Source organism: Longimicrobium sp. (assembly GCA_036387335.1).
In the GTDB taxonomy this organism is placed as follows: domain Bacteria; phylum Gemmatimonadota; class Gemmatimonadetes; order Longimicrobiales; family Longimicrobiaceae; genus Longimicrobium.
This window is the reverse complement of sequence record DASVTZ010000004.1, coordinates 1-17,118: the sequence shown is the minus strand read 5'-3', so window position 1 is coordinate 17,118 and position 17,118 is coordinate 1. Positions and strand designations below refer to the sequence as shown.

Sequence of the window (17,118 nt, the reverse complement as noted above, 5' to 3'; positions counted from 1 at the left end):
CGTCAAGACGCGGGGGGCGCCCGGTCCGCCTGCTATCGTGCTTCGATGCTGCACGTATCGTAGGTGCAGCTCTCACCACATGTTGCGGGCGCTTCGAACGTCTGTTTCAAGGCGATCCGCGCACCGGAGTTTCGCGATGCGATGCGGCGAGGAAGGGCTGGTAGTCGACATACCCGGCGCCTGCAGGGTCGTCGTTGCGATCGTAGATCATGGACTGGATCACTGCTTCATCCGTCGTGTTCCAGAAGTTGTTTTGCGCGTTCACCCTAAAATCCCGGTTGGATCCGAGCACACCGATCTCTGTTCGCAACGCAACCCTGTTCGTGCTCCAGAAGCTGTTGTTCTCCACCACGGTCGCCTCGGCCGCCGCACTGGACACGCTGATGGCGAAATCGGTCGTCTGGTCGTAGAAAGAGTTGTTACGGATATACGCCTTCGGGAGTGAGCTCCCCGCAAAGAATCCCGCGCGGATTCCCCCCGTGTTGATGAACACGTTGCGCTGGATGTAGACGTCGAACCGCGTCGGGGCAACGGACATCAGCTCGACGCCGGTTCCGTCTCTGAAGACGTTGTCTTCGATCCGGCGCGCCGCTGACGAGGCAGTCACGGACATCGCTCCAATCCCCTTAATGAGGGAATGACTCACGTCCAGATCGCTTATCCCCCCTCCGATGCCGAGCGCACCGCCGGCCACGTCGGAATAGGCGATCAGGACCGTGGACCGATCCTCAAACGATGCCTCCGAACGCAGGCGGACCCCATTCAAGTGGATGCGCGATTCAGCGGTGCCGACCGCACGAACGCTGCCCCAGAACTCCAGGTCGTTGCCCTGACCGTCGACGGTGACACCCGGCTCGATCGTTAGGGTTGCACCCGATGCCAGCTGAACTTTCCCGATCATTCTGTAGGGCGACTTCGACAGCGTCCACGTCGTGTTCGTCGAGAGGAGGCCAGAGACCAGGGTCGGAGCGACAGCCGTGAAGGTAACCGGTGGCGCACCTGTCGCGGCCCCGGAAAGACCGTTCACTCCCCCGCCGACACTCCAGGTTGTCCGGGCAAGGCCCAGAGCGTCGGTGGTGGAAGTTGCGGGAGTGACGGAACCACTCCCGACAGTCACCTGCCACGTGACCGTCGCTCCGCTGACCGGGTTGCCGTACATGTCGGTGGCCCGAACCACGAGCTGCGTCGGAAGAGGACTTCCCGCGACCCCGGTCTGGGCGTCGCCGCTGACCTTTTCCACCTTGACCACCGCACCAGCCTTCGGCGTGACGGTAAACGTTGCAGGCGCAAGGCCGGCGACAGTGGCGGAAGCCGTATTTAGTTCCGCGATAGTGCCCACGGTCCACTCCACCTGCGCGAGCCCCTCTGCGTCGGTGGTCGTGGCGTACGATGAGAGGCTTCCTCCACCTGCGGTGACGGTCCACACGACTGCGCTCCCCGCCACTGCCTCCCCGCGTCCGGTCGTCACCTTTACAACGAGAGGAGACGCGAGCTTGGCTCCGACGGTGCCTTCCTGGTTCTGGCCCGAGACAGCCGTGACCTGCGCCGGCTGCCGAGGTTTCGAGCCTTCCTCCGTAGCCGTCGGACTACCGTCACCGCAAGCCATCGCCAGCAAAACAACACCTGAAAGCAGGTAGCGGTGCACGGTGATTCCTCTCAACTTGTAATTAGCCGTGACGAAACCCGAGCCAATAGACGGGTACCGTCTGCCAGGCGGCGTGTAAGGGGAAGCCGACGAGCAGCGCGTAGTAGAAGGTTCAGTGTTGCCGGAAATGGTGCCGCGTGCTTGCCGTTGTTCTACTTACGAAGTGGGCGCTGAGGGATTCGAACCCCCGACCCCCTGTGTGTAAGACAGGTGCTCTAACCAGCTGAGCTAAGCGCCCTCTACCAGATGATGCCGAGCGGGATGAGCACGGCGTAGCCGAGCACCAGCAGGAGCGGAGCCCCCACCGTGGAGCCGCCGGCCAGGAGCACGTACCCCAGGACGATGGCGGCCAGCCCGGCGGCGATCAGCGCCAGATTGGGAACGGAGAAGCGCAACGAGCTTTCCGTGTCGCTCGGGGGCGGCGCCGGGATGCGGGCGGGCGTGCGCGTGCTGGGTGCTGGAGTAGGTCTCGGCATGCGGAGAAAGTAACCGGGTGCGCTCCGGAGGGTCAACCCCCGCCGGGCAAACGGAGGAAACCGGAAGAGGAGGAGGATCGCTCGCCGATCCTCCTCCCCTCGTCGTTTCCCTCTGTGCCTCCGTGTGAGGCGCGGTTGCGGCTACTGCTTGGTGATGACGCCGTTCGGCGAGCAGGGCACCGCGCCGCCGCCCGAGTTGTTCGACTTCCGGTTGGTGCCGTCCGAGGCCACGATCCCGCCGGCGCACACGAAGCCGGTGAGGTTTCCGTTGACGCCGTTGCTGGAGATGTTCACCGTCGCGCTGGCCTGCCCCGCCCCGCCGTTGCCGGCCTGCACCGCGATCCCGTTGCTGGCGATCAGGTTGTCGTGGGCGTTGATGACGCCGCTGTTCTCGGCGATCAGCGCGAAGATCTGGTTGCCGGCGATGGTCGAGTTGCTGATCGACGTGATGCCGTAGCCGACGCGGAGCCCGTCGTAGTTGTTGAGGATCTGCGAGTTGTTGATCACCAGGTGCCCGGAGCCGGCCATCGAGCTCACCAGCACCCCGGCCACCGAGGCCTGGGCAACCAGGACGTTCTCCATGATGACGCGCTTGCCGTTCACGAAGCGGACGCCAACCTGCCCCGTCCCCGCGCCGTTGATCTGCAGGTTGCGGAGCACCACCACGATGTCCGTGCCGTTCACGCTGATGCCGCTGGTGGCACCCGCGAAGAGGGAGCCGCCGGTCACCCCGTTGCAGTCGATAGTGATGGACTTGGTGATGGTCACGGCGCCGAAGCCGCCCGGGTCCAGGCAGTCGATCTCGCCGCCGGCCGCGGTCTTGGAGATGGCGCCCGCGAACGTCTTGCACGGGGCGGTGCGCGAGCAGGGATTCACGTCGTCGCCCACGCCCGAGACCCAGGTGCGGGTCGCCTGCGCGGAAACGGCCGAAGGGGCAGCGAAGGCCACGGCGACGAGGCACGTCGCGAAAGCCAGTGCACGCTTGATCATGAGAACTCCTCTGTGGGTGCGGATTGGTCGACAGGAACGGGAAGAGCGGGAACGAAACTGCGGCGGGAATGCGTCACGCGGGGTAACGCGGTGCGTACGATAGCATCATCGGAGCGTTTTGCACAGTCCCCGACCTTCAGCGGGCCGGGGGCTCGCGCCGCATGCGCCCGGTTTGCGTCAAGACGAAGCGGCCCATGAGCTTCCCCGGCGCGCCGGTCCTCCGCCCCGCCACGACCCCGACCGGCCGGCGGCAACGTCAGACGGAGACACGGAAAGAGCGGGAGGCCCCCCTGTGGAGGTCCTCCCGCTTCGTCCGTGCTCCACGTGATGCGTTCCTCCCGCGCCCCGTCCCGGCGGCGCGGAGAGGAAGCCGCGCGGCTGCTACTGCTTGGTGATGGTGGCGTTCGGCGTGCAGGGCGCCGCGCCGCCGCCGGCGTTGTTCGACAGCCGGTTGCTGCCATCCGACGCCACGAACCCGCCCGCGCACACGAAGGCGGTGAGGTTTCCGTGCACGCCGTTGTTGGAGACGTTCACGAACGACCCGCTCTGGCCCGCGCCGCCGTTGCCGGCCTGCACCGCGATGCCGTTGTAGGTGATCATGTTGTTGTTGGCGTTGATCACCCCGCCGTTCTCGGCGATCAGCGCGAAGATGCTGTTGCCGGCGATCGTCGAGTTGTTGACCGAGGTGACGCCGTAGCTCACCCGGATTCCGTCGTTGGTGCCGTTGACGATCTCCGAGTTGTTGATCACCAGGTGGCCGGAGCCGGCCATCGAATTCACCACGACCCCCGCCGTGGCGTTCCCGGTGATGAAGACGTTCTCGAGGATGACGCGCTTCCCATTGAAGAAGCGGACCCCGTTGGTGCCGGTTCCCAGGCCGTTGATCTGGATGTTGCGGAGCGTGACGACGATGTCCGTGCCGTTGACGGTGACGCCGCTGCCGGCCGAGTACAGGACGCCGCCGATCACTCCGTTGCAGTCGATGGTGATGGACTTGGTGATCGTGATCGCGCCGAAGCCGCCCGGGTCCAGGCAGTCGATCTCGCCGCCGGCGGCGGTCTTGGAGATGGCGCCCGCGAACGTCTTGCACGGCGCCGTGCGCGAGCAGGGATTCACGTCGTCGCCCACGCCCGAGACCCAGGTGCGGGTCGCCTGCGCGGAGGCGTTCGAAGGAGCGGCCGTGGCGGCGGCGCCGAGACAAAGTGCGATCGCCAGGATGCGCTTGATCATACGGGTTCCTCTCTGTGGAAGGGGCGGGGGCGGAGCCGAACAGCGGGGGGGCGCGTCACGGGATTTCCCCAGTGCGCCTCGGTGTGATGCGATTCCTCTCCGCGCCGCCGGCGTGGCGGCGCGGAGAGGAAGGTGCGGCTACTGCTTGGTGATGGTGGCGTTCGGCGTGCAGGGCGCCGCGCCGCCGCCGGCGTTGTTCGACAGCCGGTTGCTGCCGTCCGACGCCACGAACCCGCCCGCGCACACGAAGGCGGTGAGGTTCCCGTGCACGCCGTTGTTGGAGACGTTCACGAACGAGCCGCTCTGGCCCGCGCCGCCGTTGCCGGCCTGCACCGCGATGCCGTTGTAGGTGATCATGTTGTTGTTGGCGTTGATCACCCCGCCGTTCTCGGCGATCAGCGCGAAGATGCTGTTGCCGGCGATCGTCGAGTTGTTGATCGAGGTGACGCCGTAGCTCACCCGGATCCCGTCGTTGGTGCCGTTGATGATTTGCGAGTTGTTGATCACCACGTGGCCCGAGCCGGCCATCGAGTTGACCAGGATCCCCGTCTGCGAGGCCTGGGACACGAGGACGTTCTCGATGACGAGCCGCTTCCCGTTGACGAACCGGATTCCGACCTGCCCCGTGCCCGCGCCGTTGACCTGCAGGTTGCGGAGGACGACGACGATGTCGGTGCCGTTGACGCTGATGCCGCTGGTGGCACCCGCGAAGAGGGCACTGCCGACCACGCCGTTGCAGTCGATGGTGATGGACTTGGTGATGGTCACCCCGCCGAAGCCGCCCGGGTCCAGGCAGTCGATCTCGCCGCCGGCGGCGGTCTTGGAGATGGCGCCCGCGAACGTCTTGCACGGGGCGGTGCGCGAGCAGGGATTCACGTCGTCGCCCACGCCCGAGACCCAGGTACGGGTCGCCTGCGCGGAGGCGTGCGAGGGGGCGGCCATGGCCATGGCGCCGAGGCACAGTGCGGACGCGAGTACACGCTTGATCATACAGAACTCCTGTGTGGGTTGGAACGGTGGGGATAGAGGAACAGCGGGAACAGAACTGCGGCGGGAACGCGTCACCGGGGGTAACGCGGTGCGTACGATAGCATCATCGGAGCGTTTTGCCCAGCCTTTTTTTCACCCCCTCGCAGCGTCGCGCAAGATGATTCCGGGCAACGCCCGCTTCGCGTCAAGACGATGTGTTTCAATAACTTCCTTGCGCCGCAAACGTCACGTTCGTCCACTTCCGCACGTCGAAGCGGGGCAGCGCTGGTTGCGCTGCCCCGCTTCTATCGGGACATCAGACGTACGTGGCAGCTGTGACTCACCCCCGAACGGCCGCGGGGGCCGGATGACGATCCGGCCCCCGCTTTTCGTCGGGCATGGAGGGGCTCGGCCGGACGCCCGTCACCCCGTCACCCCGTCTTCACGGCGCGCACGCGCACCTCTACCGCGCCGCGCGGGCCAGGTCGCGCACCGCCGCCGCCATGGCGGTGACGCGCGGGGCGTCCGCCGCCCCACGCGCGTCCCGTTCGAGCTGCGCGGCGAGCACGTTTAGCTGGTTGCGGCGGACGGCGCCGCGCACACGCTCGGCGCGCGTGAGCGCGGAGGCGATGGAGGTGGTCCGCGCCGGGGCGAGCCCCCGGTTGCGCACGAGCTGGTCGAGGTACGAGCGGACGACCGGGAAGGCGGCCGGCCAGGTGATCCGCGGCTGCATCTGCGGATTGTACTCCTCCATCCGCGCGAGCTTGGCCGCCTCCAGCTCGTTGCGCGAGAGCTGGTCGCTCGGCAGCAGCTCCAGGATGTCCAGCCCGCGCGACAGCTCGCTCGAGTAGACGTAGCCGTTCCAGTAGTACGCGCCCCACGAGCCGCCCATCACCAGCGTCTCCGCGTTCACCGGCCCGCGGTCGAAGTAGGCGATCTCCATGGGGCGGGTCGGATCGGTGAAGTCGAAGACGTTCACCCCGCCCTGGTACCACCCCTGCACCATGATGTCGCGGCCCGGCACCGGAACCAGCCCGCCGTTGTGCGACACGCAGTTCTCCGTGTTCGTCTGCGCGGCCGGCAGCTTGAAGTAGCCGTGCTGCGTCATCTTGCCGCCAGCGATGCTCAGCACCGTGTTGCCGCCGAGCCGGAACGGGTCCGTGGCGCGGCAGCGTGGCGCCGTGCCCCCGCCCCACTCGTCGGTGAACACGACGCGCCTGGCGTCGTTGCTGAAGACGGCGGTGTGCCACAGAGAGAAGTTGAGGTCCGACTTGGCGTCCGTGACCACCGGCCGCTCCGGGTTCCGCACGTCCAGCAGGATGCCGAAGCTGCCGCACGACCCGGCGACCAGGTGGAAGGCCGGGTACGACGTCAGGTCGTGGCACCCCGACGGCCCCGACGCGGCGCGGCCCGTCGCGGTGTCGCTCAGCGCCACGCCGCCACGGCCCGCCGGGCGCGGCAGCCCCTGGAAGATGCGCGCGTAGCCGGAGACCGCCGCCTGCTCGGGGTTACGCAGCGGCACGCGGATGATGTCCACCCGGTAGTCCGCCGTGTTCGGATTCTCGGCCACCGAGCCCGTGGAGCACGCGAGCTCCGGCACCTCGGCCGCGTCGCGCACGCTGGACGACCCGCCGACGTAGATGTAGATCACGGTGGGGTCGGTGGGGTGCGGCACGATGGTGTGCGTATGCGAGCCGCGGCACGTCTGCACGTTCTTGATCAGCCGCGGAGCGCGCGGGTTGCTCACGTCGTAGATGCGCACGCCGCGCATGCGGTCCTTGCCGTCCTGCACCCCCTGCATCCCGCAGTCGGTGCGCGAGCGCGGCGATTCGGCGGAGATGAAGAGCAGGTTGCCGTAGACCGATGGATCGGCCTGGTCCGTGGCGCAGACCACCGTGCTGAGCTGCACCGGACGCGCCGGGTTGGCGACGTTCCAGATGCTGAAGCCGCTGAAGTTGCCCTGGTAGACCGTGGTCCCGCGGAAGGCGATGTCCGAGTTGATGTAGGCGAGCCCGCGCGCCGAGTCGAGCTGCGCCGGCTTCGGCGTGTAGGAGACGAGCCGCATCCCCTTCGCGGCGATGCCGGCCGTGTTCCCGGTGCCCGCCCGCAGCGTCGCGCGCGGATCGTTCACCGTGGGAATGGTGTCCTGCTGCGCGAGGGCGGGCGTGGCGAGCTGCACCGCCGCGGCGATGGCCAGCACTGCGGCGGCCCTGTGGGTGCGAACGCGATCTCTCATCGGTCTCTCAGAGGAGGGTGGAAATACGTCCGGCGGTCAATCCGGAAGAGCGTGGAGGAGCCGCTCCATCACCACGAGCTCGTCGCGCTGGTCCGCGTCGACGTCGGTGGCGAAGCGGAAGATGTCCGGCTCCTGGCCCGCGCCCGGGGTCCTGAACAGCTCCCGCACCATCTGCAGCGCACCCTCGTGATGGCGGGTCATGAGGGTGAGGAAGAGCCTGTCGAACTCGCGGCCCCGCGCCGCGCCGAGCTGCGCGAACTGCTCGTCGGTCAGCATCCCGGGCATCATCATGGCGTGCTGGGCGTGCGCCTCGTCGGGCACCTCCTGCCGCCGCTCGGCGAGCCAGTTCTTCATCATCACGATCTCGTCGCGCTGCGAGATGCCGATCTTCCTGGCGAGCCGCACCACGCCATCCGACGCGCCGTTGCTCGGCGCCAGCGCGGCCATCCGCACGGCCTGCGCGTGGTGCCCGATCATGTGCTGCATGAAGCGCACGTCCGCCGCGGTAAATCCCGGCCCCGCCGTCGCCGGCAGATCCGGCATGTGGTGGTGCGCCGCCGGCTCCGCCACCCCCTGCGGCGTAGCGACGGTCTGCGAGCGCGATGCACACCCTGCCGCAACGATACACGCGACAACCATCCCCAGCCTCAGCACAGGCATACTCCTGCCATTCGGGTGCTCCGTAATGTGCGGTTCCGCGTAATCTAGACGCGGCAAGCCCGCCCCGCGAGGTGCGACGCACCACGAGCCGGTCATCGGCGTGCGGAGTCCCGATAGCGCATGAAACCGGTGTATAGGGTACAGTTGACACCTCGTTACTGTATAGGGTAGCCTATTCGTGCGCATTTACCCGGCCCGGCTTCCGGAGAACCTGCAAGCCAGGCACTCGATGAAGCCGCGGATCTGGAGAAGCTGAAGCTCACGGCTCGTGTCGCGGTTGCTCACAAAAATGGGATACCAGTTCTCCCAGAAGCGGAGGCATCGATGAAGAAGACCAAGAAGGAAGTCCAGAACGCGTCCCGACTCACGGAGCCGCCTGATGACGAGTTCATGGCGCTCCTGGCCGATCTGGGCGAAGGGGAGGTGGTAACCGGCGCCGGCCCTGTAGCCGGGGAGGGGTACTCCGCGGCCGAGATCGCGCGGGAGTTGAGTGACGCGATCGTCGCCGACTCCGTGGGAGAGCTGATCGCCAGGGCCAGGAAGGAGTCGGGCCAGTCGCTTCGTCACGTCGCTTCGGTGGCGGGGGTGAGTCACGGACGCGTGCGGGAACTGGAGCGGAGCTCGAACCTCGAGGTCGCGACGCTCACGCGCATGGCCGACGCAATGGGATACGAAGTGAAGATCATCCTCGAGCCGCGCCGGCACGGCCGCCCCGGCGCGAGGCCGATCACCGCCGATCTACACCTGCCGAGAGACGCGATGCGGGAGCCTGCGTGATCCGCCGACGCTGAAGCTGGAAGTCTCACGCGGAGACGCGGAGCCGCAGAGGCACGACAAGGAAAAGCTCACACAGAGGCCACAGAGGGAACCGCAAGCCACAGAGAAACCTTACTTGCTTTTCTCTGTGTCTCTGTGTCTCTGTGTGAGCCCTGCAGTCGTGGTTCCTCTGCGTCTCCGCGTCTCCGCGTGAGGCCGCTGTCGCGGTTCCGTCACCGCTCCGCCGGCGGCTCTGGGAGCGGATACTCGACGTCGAAGCCGTCTTCGCGGGGCGGCGGAAGCATGCGCTCCTCGGCGCGCATGGCGTCCATGCGCGCGCGGTTGCGGCGGCGGCGCGGGATCCAGGCGAGGAGCACGAGGACCGTGGCGATGAACCAGACGAGCCCCACGCTCCCCGCCGCCAGCAGCCAGCCGTAGCGGCTGCGCACGTCCTCGCGCCACTCGTCCTCGAGCTGCCCCATCGTCATCCCCCACGTGGAGCGCACCGCCTGCTCCAGTGAGCCGCCGCGCCGCCAGTTCGCCATCAGCAGCGCGAAGCCGTCCTCGCCCGTGCGGCGGCGCATGTGCTCCACGGCGGTGGCGGAGAGCAGGTAGGCGAGCTGCGCCTCTCCCGAGCCGCGCGGCCAGCTCAGGGCCAGCGAGTCCAGCGGCGGCGCGCGGCCCATGACGAAGGCGACGCGCAGCTGCCAGGCGCTGGCGACGTCCCAGCTGCCGGACGCGACCTCGGCGTATCCTTCGTGGAACCAGCGGGGGATGGAGCCCGGAAGACGCTCCTGGAGGAGGACGTGCACCAGCTCGTGGCGGAGCACCGTCCCCGTCTCGGCGGTGCGGACGGCGGCGGAGGGGTAGATGGGGAGGACGATCAGCCGCTCGTCAGGAAAGGCGACGCCGCCCGCCCACTCCGGCGCCATCCCGCCCGTCGCCGCGCTCCACTGCCCCGGGTCGGCGGCCAGGACGATGGTGGTGGACTCCGGCGCCGCAGCGGAGCCGAGCCCCGGAAGGACGAGCGGGCGGCGCGCGGCGGCCAGCACCTCGCGCGCGAGCGGCGCATGCCGGGACGCGTGGATCACGCGCACGCCCCCGCCCGCCAGCACCTGCTGCGCCCCCGCCGGCCCGCCCCACGCGAGGGCGAGCGCCAGCAGGAGCGCGCGGATCAGGCGAAGGATACCGGCTCGCCCGCGTCCAGCTTCTTCAGCGCTTCCCCGCACCGCTCCCCCCACAGGTTGAAGCGGTTCGCCTCGAAGCCGCGCCGCCACGCGTCGGCGGCGGCGGAGACGTTCCCTTCCTGGTAAAAGGTCCGCCCGATCTCCCACCACGCCTGCAGCATGTTGGGGCCCAGCTCCAGCGTGCGGCGAAAGAAGCTGCGCGCGTCCTCGTACATCTCGCGGTCCAGGTACAGCATCCCCATGTAGAGATGCGCGTACAGCGATGCCTTGCGGTCGTCGTCCTGCCGGATGGCGCGGGAAAGGTGCTCGATGGCCTCGCCGAAGATCCCCTTCTTGAGGCAGATGTACCCCAGGTTCACCCGCGCCAGCGGGTTGTTGGGGTCACGCATCAGCACCTTGCTGTAGGTGTAGAGCGCCTCGTCGTACTGCTCGCGCAGCATCTGCGCCCACCCCAGCAGCGACTCCGCCTGCGGATCGTTGGGAGCCAGCGAGAGGGCCCGCTCCAGCTCCTTGACCGCGCGGCTCGCGTCGCCCGCAGCGATGGCGCTCCACCCGCGCTCGATGTACGTGGACGAGCCCAGGTGGTCGGAAACCGTCGACGCGGCCGGCGCGGCCTTTGGTGACGGGAGCTGCTTGTAGCGCTCCACCAGCCCGCGGATGCGCTCCTTGAACTCGGCCAGCCGCTCCAGCGCCGCCTCCGTCTCGCGGAACAGCCCCACGATCTCGCCGCGCAGCCGTTCGCGCTCGGGGCGCGCCGCCTCGCCGGCGGACTCCAGCTCGCCTTCGATGCGCGTGTAGCGCTCCTCGAGGGCGGCGTTCAGCTCGTCGAACGTCATTCCCCGGCGGGGTCCGCGTGGGCCAGGGCGATGCGCTCCTCGCTGCTGAGGATGCGGTCCAGGTCGATCAGCACCACCAGCCGCTCGCCCACCCGCACGATGCCGCGCACGAACTCCGCCGCCAGCCCGCGGATGTACGCCGGCGGCGGCGACACGGCCGTCTCCGGCGCGCGCAGCACCTCGGTGACGCTGTCCACCACCAGCCCCAGCCGCTCGTGGTTGAAGTCCACGAGGACGATGCGCGTCTCCTGGTCGTACACCACCTCGGGCGTCTCGAAGCGGCGGCGCAGGTCCACGATGGGCACCAGCGTGCCGCGCACGTCCAGCACGCCCTCCACGAACTCGGGGGCGCGGGGCATGGGGGTGGGCTGCTGGTAGCTGAGGATCTCGTGCACGGAGAAGACGTCCAGCCCGAACTCCTCGCCCCCCACGCGAAAGGTGACGAGCTGCACCTGCGGCACCGCCGCCTGGCGTACGTTTCTCAAGGCGTTTCCCCGTGGGACAGGGTGGCTTGGTCGCGGAGGATCTCCGCCAGGTCGATGAGGTTGACGAGCTGGTCGCCCACGCGGGCGACTCCCACCAGGTACCCGCCGCCGCGCGGCGCCGGCCTGAACGCGCCGGGGGGCACCGTCATCACGTCGCTCACCCCGTCCGCCGCGACGCCGACGCGCGCGCCCTCCTCGCCGGTCACGAGCACGGCGGGGCGAACGCCCTCCAGGCGCAGGTCGAGCAACGGGGCCACGTCCAGCACCGGCACCAGCTCGCCGCGCAGCCGCACCACGCCCAGCAGGTGCGGCGGCATGTCCGGAAGCGGATGGACGGGGAGCCGCGCCACCACCTCGTGCACCAGGAGGATGTCGCACCCGTGCAGCTCGCCGCCGATGCGGAAGGCGATCACCTGCACCCCCTCGTCGAGCGCGGCGCGCGCGCGGAAGTCCATCTCGCTCATCCGGTCCCCGCCAGCGGAATGGGGCGCGCATCCACGGCGCCCGCGATCTCCTCCGGCACGCGGTCGAGCGGCAGGACGAGCTCCGCCCACTCCGCGGCGGCCTGCGGCATCCCCCAGATGACGGCGGTGGCGCGGTCCTGGGCCAGCGCGCCGCCCCCCGCCTCGCGGATCGCGCGCAGCCCGTCGGCCCCGTCGCGCCCCATCCCGGTGAGCACCACGCCTACGGAGCGCGCGCCGTACACCGCCGCCACGCTGTGGAAGAGCGGATCGGCGGCCGGGCGCACGCCCCACACGGACGGCTCCTGGTCCAGCGCGATCCTCACCTCGCCGCCCTCGCGCACCACGCGCATGTGGAAGTCGCCGGGTGCCAGGTAGACGTGGTCGCGCCGCACCGGCTCGCCGTGCTCCGCCTCGCTCACCGAGAGCCCGCCCAGCCCATCGAGCCGCTCGGCCAGGGTGCGGGTGAAGTTCGGGGGCATGTGCTGCACCACCAGCACCGCCGCGCCCAGCGGGTTGCGGATGCGGGGGATCACCTCCGCCAGCGCCCGCGGCCCGCCCGTCGATGCCGCGATCGCCACCGCCACGTCGGACGGTGCGCCCCCGGCGGCGCGCGCGCTCCGTGGCGGCGCGGGCGGCAGGTCGGGGCGCGGGCGGCGCGGCATGCGCACCGGCACGGCCGCGAGGTTCGCGGCGGCGGCGGCGCGCAGGGCGTCCAGCAGCTGGTCCGCCACCTTGGCCAGGTCCGGCGAGATGGTGCCCGACGGCTTGGCGATGAAGTCCACCGCGCCGTAGTCCAGCGCGCGCATGGTGGCCTCGGCGCGCTCGGTGGTGTACGCGGAAAGCATCACCACGGGGCGCGGCGTCTCGCTCATGATGTAGCCGAGCGCGGAGAGCCCGTCCAGCTCCGGCATCTCCACGTCCATCGTCACCAGGTCCGGGTTCAGCTTGTGGACCTTGCGCAGCGCGTCGTTGCCGTTGCGCGCCGTGCCGATCACCCTGAACTCGTCGCCGCGCGAGAGGATGTCCGAGATCACCTTCCGCATGAAGGCGCTGTCGTCCACCACCAGGACGGTGTGCGGGCGCCCCGCGGGGTTAGAGAGCGACATCCGGCTTGCCGACGGAGGAGACGACGGTGTTCCCCGGCCCGATCGTCATGCGCACCGACCTCCCGTAGTCGCGCCCCACCTCCTCGCCCAGGATGGGGATCCCCGCCTCCTCCAGCGCCGCCCGGGCCGCGCGCAGGTTGCGCTCCCCCATGTTGAGCGTCCCCGGCACCATCAGCGCGGAGAACATCGCCGCGCCTCCCACCAGCCGCGCCTCCAGCCGGGCTTCGCGCGCCCCCCTCGCCTTCAGCTCCTGCACCAGTGCGGGGACGGCGGTGGTGGCGAACTTGAAGGGGTTGCTGGCGTCGCGCGAGAGCCCCGGCTCGGGGAGCAGGGCGTGCGCCATCCCCATCACCCCCGCTTTCGGATCCTGCAGGAGGATCGCCACGCACGAGCCCAGCCCCAGCGTCACCAGCATGTCGCCCCGCCCGCCCACGGCGTGCTGCGCCACCTTTACGAAGTGATGGACGTGCTTCATGCGGGGCGCTGGAAGATCCGCTCGCGGTTGTTCACCGAGCGGAAGAGCGTGCGCGCCTCGCCGATCAGTGTCTCCACCTTGCCCATCACCAGGAACCCTCCCGGCACCAGCGCGTCGTGGAAGCGCTTGAAGAGGCGCTCCTGGATCTCTCGGTCGAAGTAGATCACCACGTTTCTGCAGAAGATCAGCGACTGCTCCTCCTCCGGCGGTCCGGAGATCAGGTCGCGGTGCACGAAGCGCACGCCCTGCTTCGCCGCCGCGTCGATGTGGTACGGCGGCCCCGCGCTGAACCAGCGCCGCCGCACCTCCTCCGGCGTCTCCGCCAGCGAAAGGTCGGGGTACACGCCGCGCTCCGCCGCCTCCAGCGAGCGCCGGTCGATGTCGGTTCCGGTGATGCGCAGACGCCCCAGGTCGGCCGTGCGCCCGTTGCGCTCCGCCCACTCGCGCAGGAGGATGGAGACGGTGTACGCCTCCTCGCCGCTGGCCGACCCCGCGCTCCACACGCGCACCGGCCCGTGCCCGGCGAAGAGGTGCGGCGCCACCTGCTCCTCCACCGCCGTCCACGTCTCCAGGTTGCGAAAGAACTTGGTGACGTTGATGGTGAGCGTGTCCAGCAGCAGGTCGTACTCCCCGGGGTCGCGGTCCAGCAGCGACCCGTACTCCGCGAAGGTGCGCTCCCCGCGCGCCCGCATCCGTACCGCGATGCGGCGGCGGAGGCACTTGTCCTTGTAGAACTGGCAGTTGAAGCCCCGGTCGCGCTCGATCTTGCGCTTCAGCAGCTCCAGCTCCTCGTCGTCCCCCTCCAGCGGAAGGTGGAAGAGCGGGACGCCGGCGGGTGGCACGCTCATCCCGGCACCCTCTCCACCCGCTGCACGCCCGCAACGAGCGCCTTCTTCGGTTCCATGTATGCCAGAAGGTCCGTCCAGGAGCGGCGTTCGAGCGACGAGGGGGAAGGGCAACAAGATAACCGCCGCCCAAGCGTGAAAGGAAGAGGGCGGGGACCGCGCGCGGTCCCCGCCCCTCAGCACATAACAGTAGTCAGCGCTCGAAAACACCCGGCAACTACTTACGTGGCGCCGATCGGGATGGGCGCGCGTACACCCGGAGAGCGCCCCACAACGTCACGTCGCGGACACCCCACTCCAATCCGCTGGAGCGGGGGCGTAGCCGATACGTCTCGAGAACGCGGTTTTCACCCTTCCGCACCGTCAATACCACAATCCCCACGGTATCTCCCAGCGCAACCGAGTCCACGCGGACGATCCGCGACGGGTGTTGCCCCGCCAGGGCTTTGCCCTCGCTGCATGGATCGCCCGCCACGGAGGCGACGACACGCCGCGCCTGCGGAGCCAGGACAGCCGAAAAATTCGCTGGCCGCCCCATCGCCACGAACACGGTGCAGGCGTCGAACGCGGTGGTATCCTGCATCCAGACGACGCGATAATCCACGACCGCGTTAACTGCCCCAACTCGACGCGCCTCCGCCGTGAGTTGGGCCATCGGATCGGCCGCGGAAAAGGCGGTGGCTAGACCAAGAAGCGCGGTCAGCTTCATCATGGATCGCACAGGCTCGTTCCTCTAGTGAATTCGCTGGGATTTAGGATCAGCCGAACACAGGCGATGTGTTGCACGCGTTGCGTTATTAGTGAAGAGCTGCCGGATCGCTGTCGGGCGGCTTCAATGCCGCGCGGTACATCTGCCGGATATCCACCAGCGGCATCAGTTCGTAGACTGGTGGTCCCACTCGCCAGGAATCCACTTTCCATCCACTCGCCGGAGCCGGAGAACACTCGCCTGCCAGGCGGACCGGTGTAGCTCGTCCTTGGACGTGTAGCGGATGGAGGTCAGCACCTCAGCTACATCCCCGCATATCCGCGGTTCGCTGACGGCGACGATAACGGAGAACTCGACGGGCGAGCAATTCTCTTGTCCGGAGGAAGCTCCGCAAGCAACCCATCGGATCGGGTTCTGCATGGCGCGGTTGGCATCGTACAGCACCGCGCGCACTCGTTCGGACGAGATCGCCGAATCCCTGACGTCCCCCATCCATCTCAGGGTAGCCGCGCGCGGCGGGTGTGGCAGACTGGCTGAGTCATGCCGGGCTCGCGGTGCGGGACCTCGGCCCGCACGCAACACGCGGGGATCGAACGCGAGCGGCCCCTGGACGGCGGCATCAGGGCTCGCGCTAAGCATGTCGTACACACCCGCGAGCGTCGCGGAGATCACGGCCACCGAGTCGTCGCCCTGTGCCAGGCAGTCGGACACTCCAAGCAAGCTGAACCCGGAGATCAGCACGACGATGCAGCTTCGGAAGTTGAATCTCATGCCCTCTTTCCGTAATCAGTATCCACACTCTGCCATTGTCGCCTTCCAGCGCTCGTGGTGTGTACCCGTTCCGCTTGAGTATTGCTGATAGTAGCTCCAGTAGGCGTGCGCAGCTTCATGAACGAGCACTTGCACGAACTGATTCCAATCGCGAACGACTGTTGGGTTTCCATCTGCGTCGTTCTTGAACAATCCTTCATAGATGTAGATCACGCCGTTCGCATGATACCCCAAATCGGCCTGGTCGGTACCTTGCAAATGAGCAGGTTGCTGAGTGAACACCTGAATGTACGGCAGTCGTTCCTGGAGCACGCTTTTCATCGACTCGCATTTTACTCTGCCGATCGCTTCGCGCATCGCTGAGTCCTGCTTCGCCAGCGGCTGCTTCTCGCCACAGTAAGGGCAGTTTCCATCGGTTTCCTCCTCGGTAGGAACGAACGGCGCCTCTTCACCGCCGCCTGTACCGCTACCCCAGGAGCCACTTCCGTCGTTCCACCAATCGGATTCTCCACCTGGCCGCTTCGTGAGGCACCCAAGGGGACTCTCCTCACACGGGTCCGGATCCTCCCGGGGAGGGGCGGTGACGACGAGTGGGTCGAACACACACCGGTTGGTGTTCTCGTCCACGGTGCAGTCCTGCGTCGCGGCCATCCCCTGCCGCTCGTGGTACTGCTCCGCCCCGCCTCCGTCGGTAACGCCGAATCGCCGGTCTACCCTGCGGAGGGCCCCTTCCGTGTAGGGCACAAGGCAGTCTGCGGAGGCAAGAGGGCGACCGTCCGTCAATGAGACTCTGTATTCGTATCGGACCGTCCGACCCGCAGCATCCAGTTCGCCCGGCGAAAAGTAGAGCGTATCGGAGCGCGTTTCCCAGCCGTACCGCGCGGTTGGCGAGTAACGCCCGAACGTGCAGTAGAATCGCACCCTCGGGCTCTGCCCCTCGCCGGCCCGCGCGCCCACGACCCCAGCGTTTGCTGCTGGCGGTGATAGAGTCGGCGTATCCTGGCACGCAGCTCCCAGCACCGCTGACAGCAACAGGGCAGCGAGGCGAACCGGAGGGCCCCGACGAGGACTATTCAGCACCGGGCTAACGAACATAGCTTACTCCGATTGTCGTAAAACGTAACACAGGGTTCCCATTCTGTCGCGTACTTGCTCCTCCGCATCAGCGACCAACGTCCCATGCTAACTCTAGCGTAACAACTATAGGCGTCAATAGTTCCTACGATAAACGGCCGGGACGCAGGCTGCCGTCCTCGCGGTGGCCGTTTATAAGCGTAT

General features: G+C 68.1%; 18 protein-coding genes and 1 tRNA gene. 1 reads left to right on the top strand and 18 read right to left on the bottom strand.

Annotation, left to right across the window (positions count from 1 at the left end; all coding sequences use genetic code 11):
* Positions 1-106: 106 nt before the first annotated feature.
* The 8 genes from VF647_00255 to VF647_00220 all read right to left on the bottom strand — a co-directional run bounded on the left by VF647_00255 (position 107) and on the right by VF647_00220 (position 8,206).
* Positions 107-1,645, bottom strand: a complete 1,539-nt coding sequence (locus tag VF647_00255; protein HEX8450487.1) for an Ig-like domain-containing protein — start codon at positions 1,643-1,645, stop codon at positions 107-109.
* A 164-nt stretch (positions 1,646-1,809) separates the two neighbouring features.
* Positions 1,810-1,883, bottom strand: a tRNA-Val gene (locus VF647_00250).
* 1 nt (position 1,884) lies between these two features.
* Positions 1,885-2,121 carry a hypothetical protein gene (locus VF647_00245; GenBank protein ID HEX8450486.1) on the bottom strand — a complete coding sequence of 79 codons (237 nt, stop codon included), beginning with the start codon at positions 2,119-2,121 and terminating at the stop codon, positions 1,885-1,887.
* Positions 2,122-2,262: 141 nt separating this feature from the next.
* Complete coding sequence (locus VF647_00240; GenBank protein HEX8450485.1) at positions 2,263-3,111, bottom strand: hypothetical protein; 849 nt, start codon at positions 3,109-3,111, stop codon at positions 2,263-2,265.
* Between the two features lie 381 nt (positions 3,112-3,492).
* Positions 3,493-4,341, bottom strand: a complete 849-nt coding sequence (locus VF647_00235; protein HEX8450484.1) for a hypothetical protein — start codon at positions 4,339-4,341, stop codon at positions 3,493-3,495.
* Positions 4,342-4,479: 138 nt separating this feature from the next.
* Positions 4,480-5,331, bottom strand: a complete 852-nt coding sequence (locus tag VF647_00230; GenBank protein ID HEX8450483.1) for a right-handed parallel beta-helix repeat-containing protein — start codon at positions 5,329-5,331, stop codon at positions 4,480-4,482.
* Between the two features lie 442 nt (positions 5,332-5,773).
* Positions 5,774-7,546 (bottom strand): hypothetical protein, encoded by a 1,773-nt coding sequence (locus tag VF647_00225; GenBank protein ID HEX8450482.1) that lies wholly within the window; start codon positions 7,544-7,546, stop codon positions 5,774-5,776.
* A gap of 36 nt (positions 7,547-7,582) precedes the next feature.
* Entirely contained in the window at positions 7,583-8,206 is a 624-nt protein-coding gene (locus VF647_00220) for a DUF305 domain-containing protein (GenBank protein ID HEX8450481.1), read from the bottom strand.
* Positions 8,207-8,530: 324 nt separating this feature from the next.
* Between VF647_00220 and VF647_00215 the strand changes: the two genes are divergently transcribed.
* A complete protein-coding gene (locus VF647_00215; protein HEX8450480.1) occupies positions 8,531-8,983 on the top strand; it encodes a helix-turn-helix transcriptional regulator in 453 nt (150 codons plus the stop codon).
* 212 nt (positions 8,984-9,195) lie between these two features.
* Here the strand turns inward: VF647_00215 and VF647_00210 are convergent, their stop codons facing one another.
* The 10 genes from VF647_00210 to VF647_00165 form a co-directional block, all read right to left on the bottom strand.
* A complete protein-coding gene (locus tag VF647_00210; GenBank protein ID HEX8450479.1) occupies positions 9,196-10,191 on the bottom strand; it encodes a hypothetical protein in 996 nt (331 codons plus the stop codon).
* On the bottom strand, positions 10,137-10,985 hold the full coding sequence (locus VF647_00205; GenBank protein ID HEX8450478.1) for a tetratricopeptide repeat protein: 849 nt from the start codon (positions 10,983-10,985) through the stop codon (positions 10,137-10,139). Before VF647_00205 ends, VF647_00210 begins: the two co-directional genes overlap by 55 nt.
* A complete protein-coding gene (locus VF647_00200; protein HEX8450477.1) occupies positions 10,982-11,470 on the bottom strand; it encodes a chemotaxis protein CheW in 489 nt (162 codons plus the stop codon). The genes VF647_00205 and VF647_00200 overlap by 4 nt, the downstream gene beginning before the upstream one ends.
* Positions 11,467-11,934, bottom strand: a complete 468-nt coding sequence (locus tag VF647_00195; GenBank protein HEX8450476.1) for a chemotaxis protein CheW — start codon at positions 11,932-11,934, stop codon at positions 11,467-11,469. Before VF647_00195 ends, VF647_00200 begins: the two co-directional genes overlap by 4 nt.
* Positions 11,931-13,040, bottom strand: a complete 1,110-nt coding sequence (locus VF647_00190; protein HEX8450475.1) for a chemotaxis response regulator protein-glutamate methylesterase — start codon at positions 13,038-13,040, stop codon at positions 11,931-11,933. Before VF647_00190 ends, VF647_00195 begins: the two co-directional genes overlap by 4 nt.
* Positions 13,027-13,515: a chemotaxis protein CheD gene (locus VF647_00185; protein HEX8450474.1), complete on the bottom strand. Its 489-nt coding sequence runs from the start codon at positions 13,513-13,515 to the stop codon at positions 13,027-13,029. The genes VF647_00190 and VF647_00185 overlap by 14 nt, the downstream gene beginning before the upstream one ends.
* Entirely contained in the window at positions 13,512-14,363 is an 852-nt protein-coding gene (locus tag VF647_00180; protein HEX8450473.1) for a protein-glutamate O-methyltransferase CheR, read from the bottom strand. The genes VF647_00185 and VF647_00180 overlap by 4 nt, the downstream gene beginning before the upstream one ends.
* A 214-nt stretch (positions 14,364-14,577) precedes the next feature.
* Positions 14,578-15,072: a hypothetical protein gene (locus VF647_00175; GenBank protein ID HEX8450472.1), complete on the bottom strand. Its 495-nt coding sequence runs from the start codon at positions 15,070-15,072 to the stop codon at positions 14,578-14,580.
* Between the two features lie 162 nt (positions 15,073-15,234).
* The gene (locus VF647_00170; protein ID HEX8450471.1) at positions 15,235-15,840 is read right to left on the bottom strand and encodes a hypothetical protein; all 606 of its coding nucleotides are present in this window, start codon (positions 15,838-15,840) and stop codon (positions 15,235-15,237) included.
* Positions 15,841-15,855: 15 nt separating this feature from the next.
* A complete protein-coding gene (locus tag VF647_00165; protein ID HEX8450470.1) occupies positions 15,856-16,491 on the bottom strand; it encodes a hypothetical protein in 636 nt (211 codons plus the stop codon).
* Positions 16,492-17,118 lie beyond the last annotated feature (627 nt).

Excerpts from the sequence above, each read along its gene's own strand:
- VF647_00175 (HEX8450472.1), bottom strand. The coding sequence starts at position 15,072 with ATGATGAAGCTGACCGCGCTTCTTGGTCTAGCCACCGCCTTTTCCGCG.
- VF647_00235 (HEX8450484.1), bottom strand. The coding sequence starts at position 4,341 with ATGATCAAGCGCATCCTGGCGATCGCACTTTGTCTCGGCGCCGCCGCC.
- VF647_00205 (HEX8450478.1), bottom strand. The coding sequence starts at position 10,985 with ATGACGTTCGACGAGCTGAACGCCGCCCTCGAGGAGCGCTACACGCGC.
- VF647_00190 (HEX8450475.1), bottom strand. The coding sequence starts at position 13,040 with ATGTCGCTCTCTAACCCCGCGGGGCGCCCGCACACCGTCCTGGTGGTG.
- VF647_00165 (HEX8450470.1), bottom strand. The coding sequence starts at position 16,491 with ATGGCCGCGACGCAGGACTGCACCGTGGACGAGAACACCAACCGGTGT.
- VF647_00225 (HEX8450482.1), bottom strand. The coding sequence starts at position 7,546 with ATGAGAGATCGCGTTCGCACCCACAGGGCCGCCGCAGTGCTGGCCATC.
- VF647_00220 (HEX8450481.1), bottom strand. The coding sequence starts at position 8,206 with ATGCCTGTGCTGAGGCTGGGGATGGTTGTCGCGTGTATCGTTGCGGCA.
- VF647_00245 (HEX8450486.1), bottom strand. The coding sequence starts at position 2,121 with ATGCCGAGACCTACTCCAGCACCCAGCACGCGCACGCCCGCCCGCATC.
- VF647_00215 (HEX8450480.1), top strand. The coding sequence starts at position 8,531 with ATGAAGAAGACCAAGAAGGAAGTCCAGAACGCGTCCCGACTCACGGAG.
- VF647_00180 (HEX8450473.1), bottom strand. The coding sequence starts at position 14,363 with ATGAGCGTGCCACCCGCCGGCGTCCCGCTCTTCCACCTTCCGCTGGAG.
- VF647_00185 (HEX8450474.1), bottom strand. The coding sequence starts at position 13,515 with ATGAAGCACGTCCATCACTTCGTAAAGGTGGCGCAGCACGCCGTGGGC.
- VF647_00195 (HEX8450476.1), bottom strand. The coding sequence starts at position 11,934 with ATGAGCGAGATGGACTTCCGCGCGCGCGCCGCGCTCGACGAGGGGGTG.
- VF647_00170 (HEX8450471.1), bottom strand. The coding sequence starts at position 15,840 with ATGAGATTCAACTTCCGAAGCTGCATCGTCGTGCTGATCTCCGGGTTC.
- VF647_00230 (HEX8450483.1), bottom strand. The coding sequence starts at position 5,331 with ATGATCAAGCGTGTACTCGCGTCCGCACTGTGCCTCGGCGCCATGGCC.
- VF647_00240 (HEX8450485.1), bottom strand. The coding sequence starts at position 3,111 with ATGATCAAGCGTGCACTGGCTTTCGCGACGTGCCTCGTCGCCGTGGCC.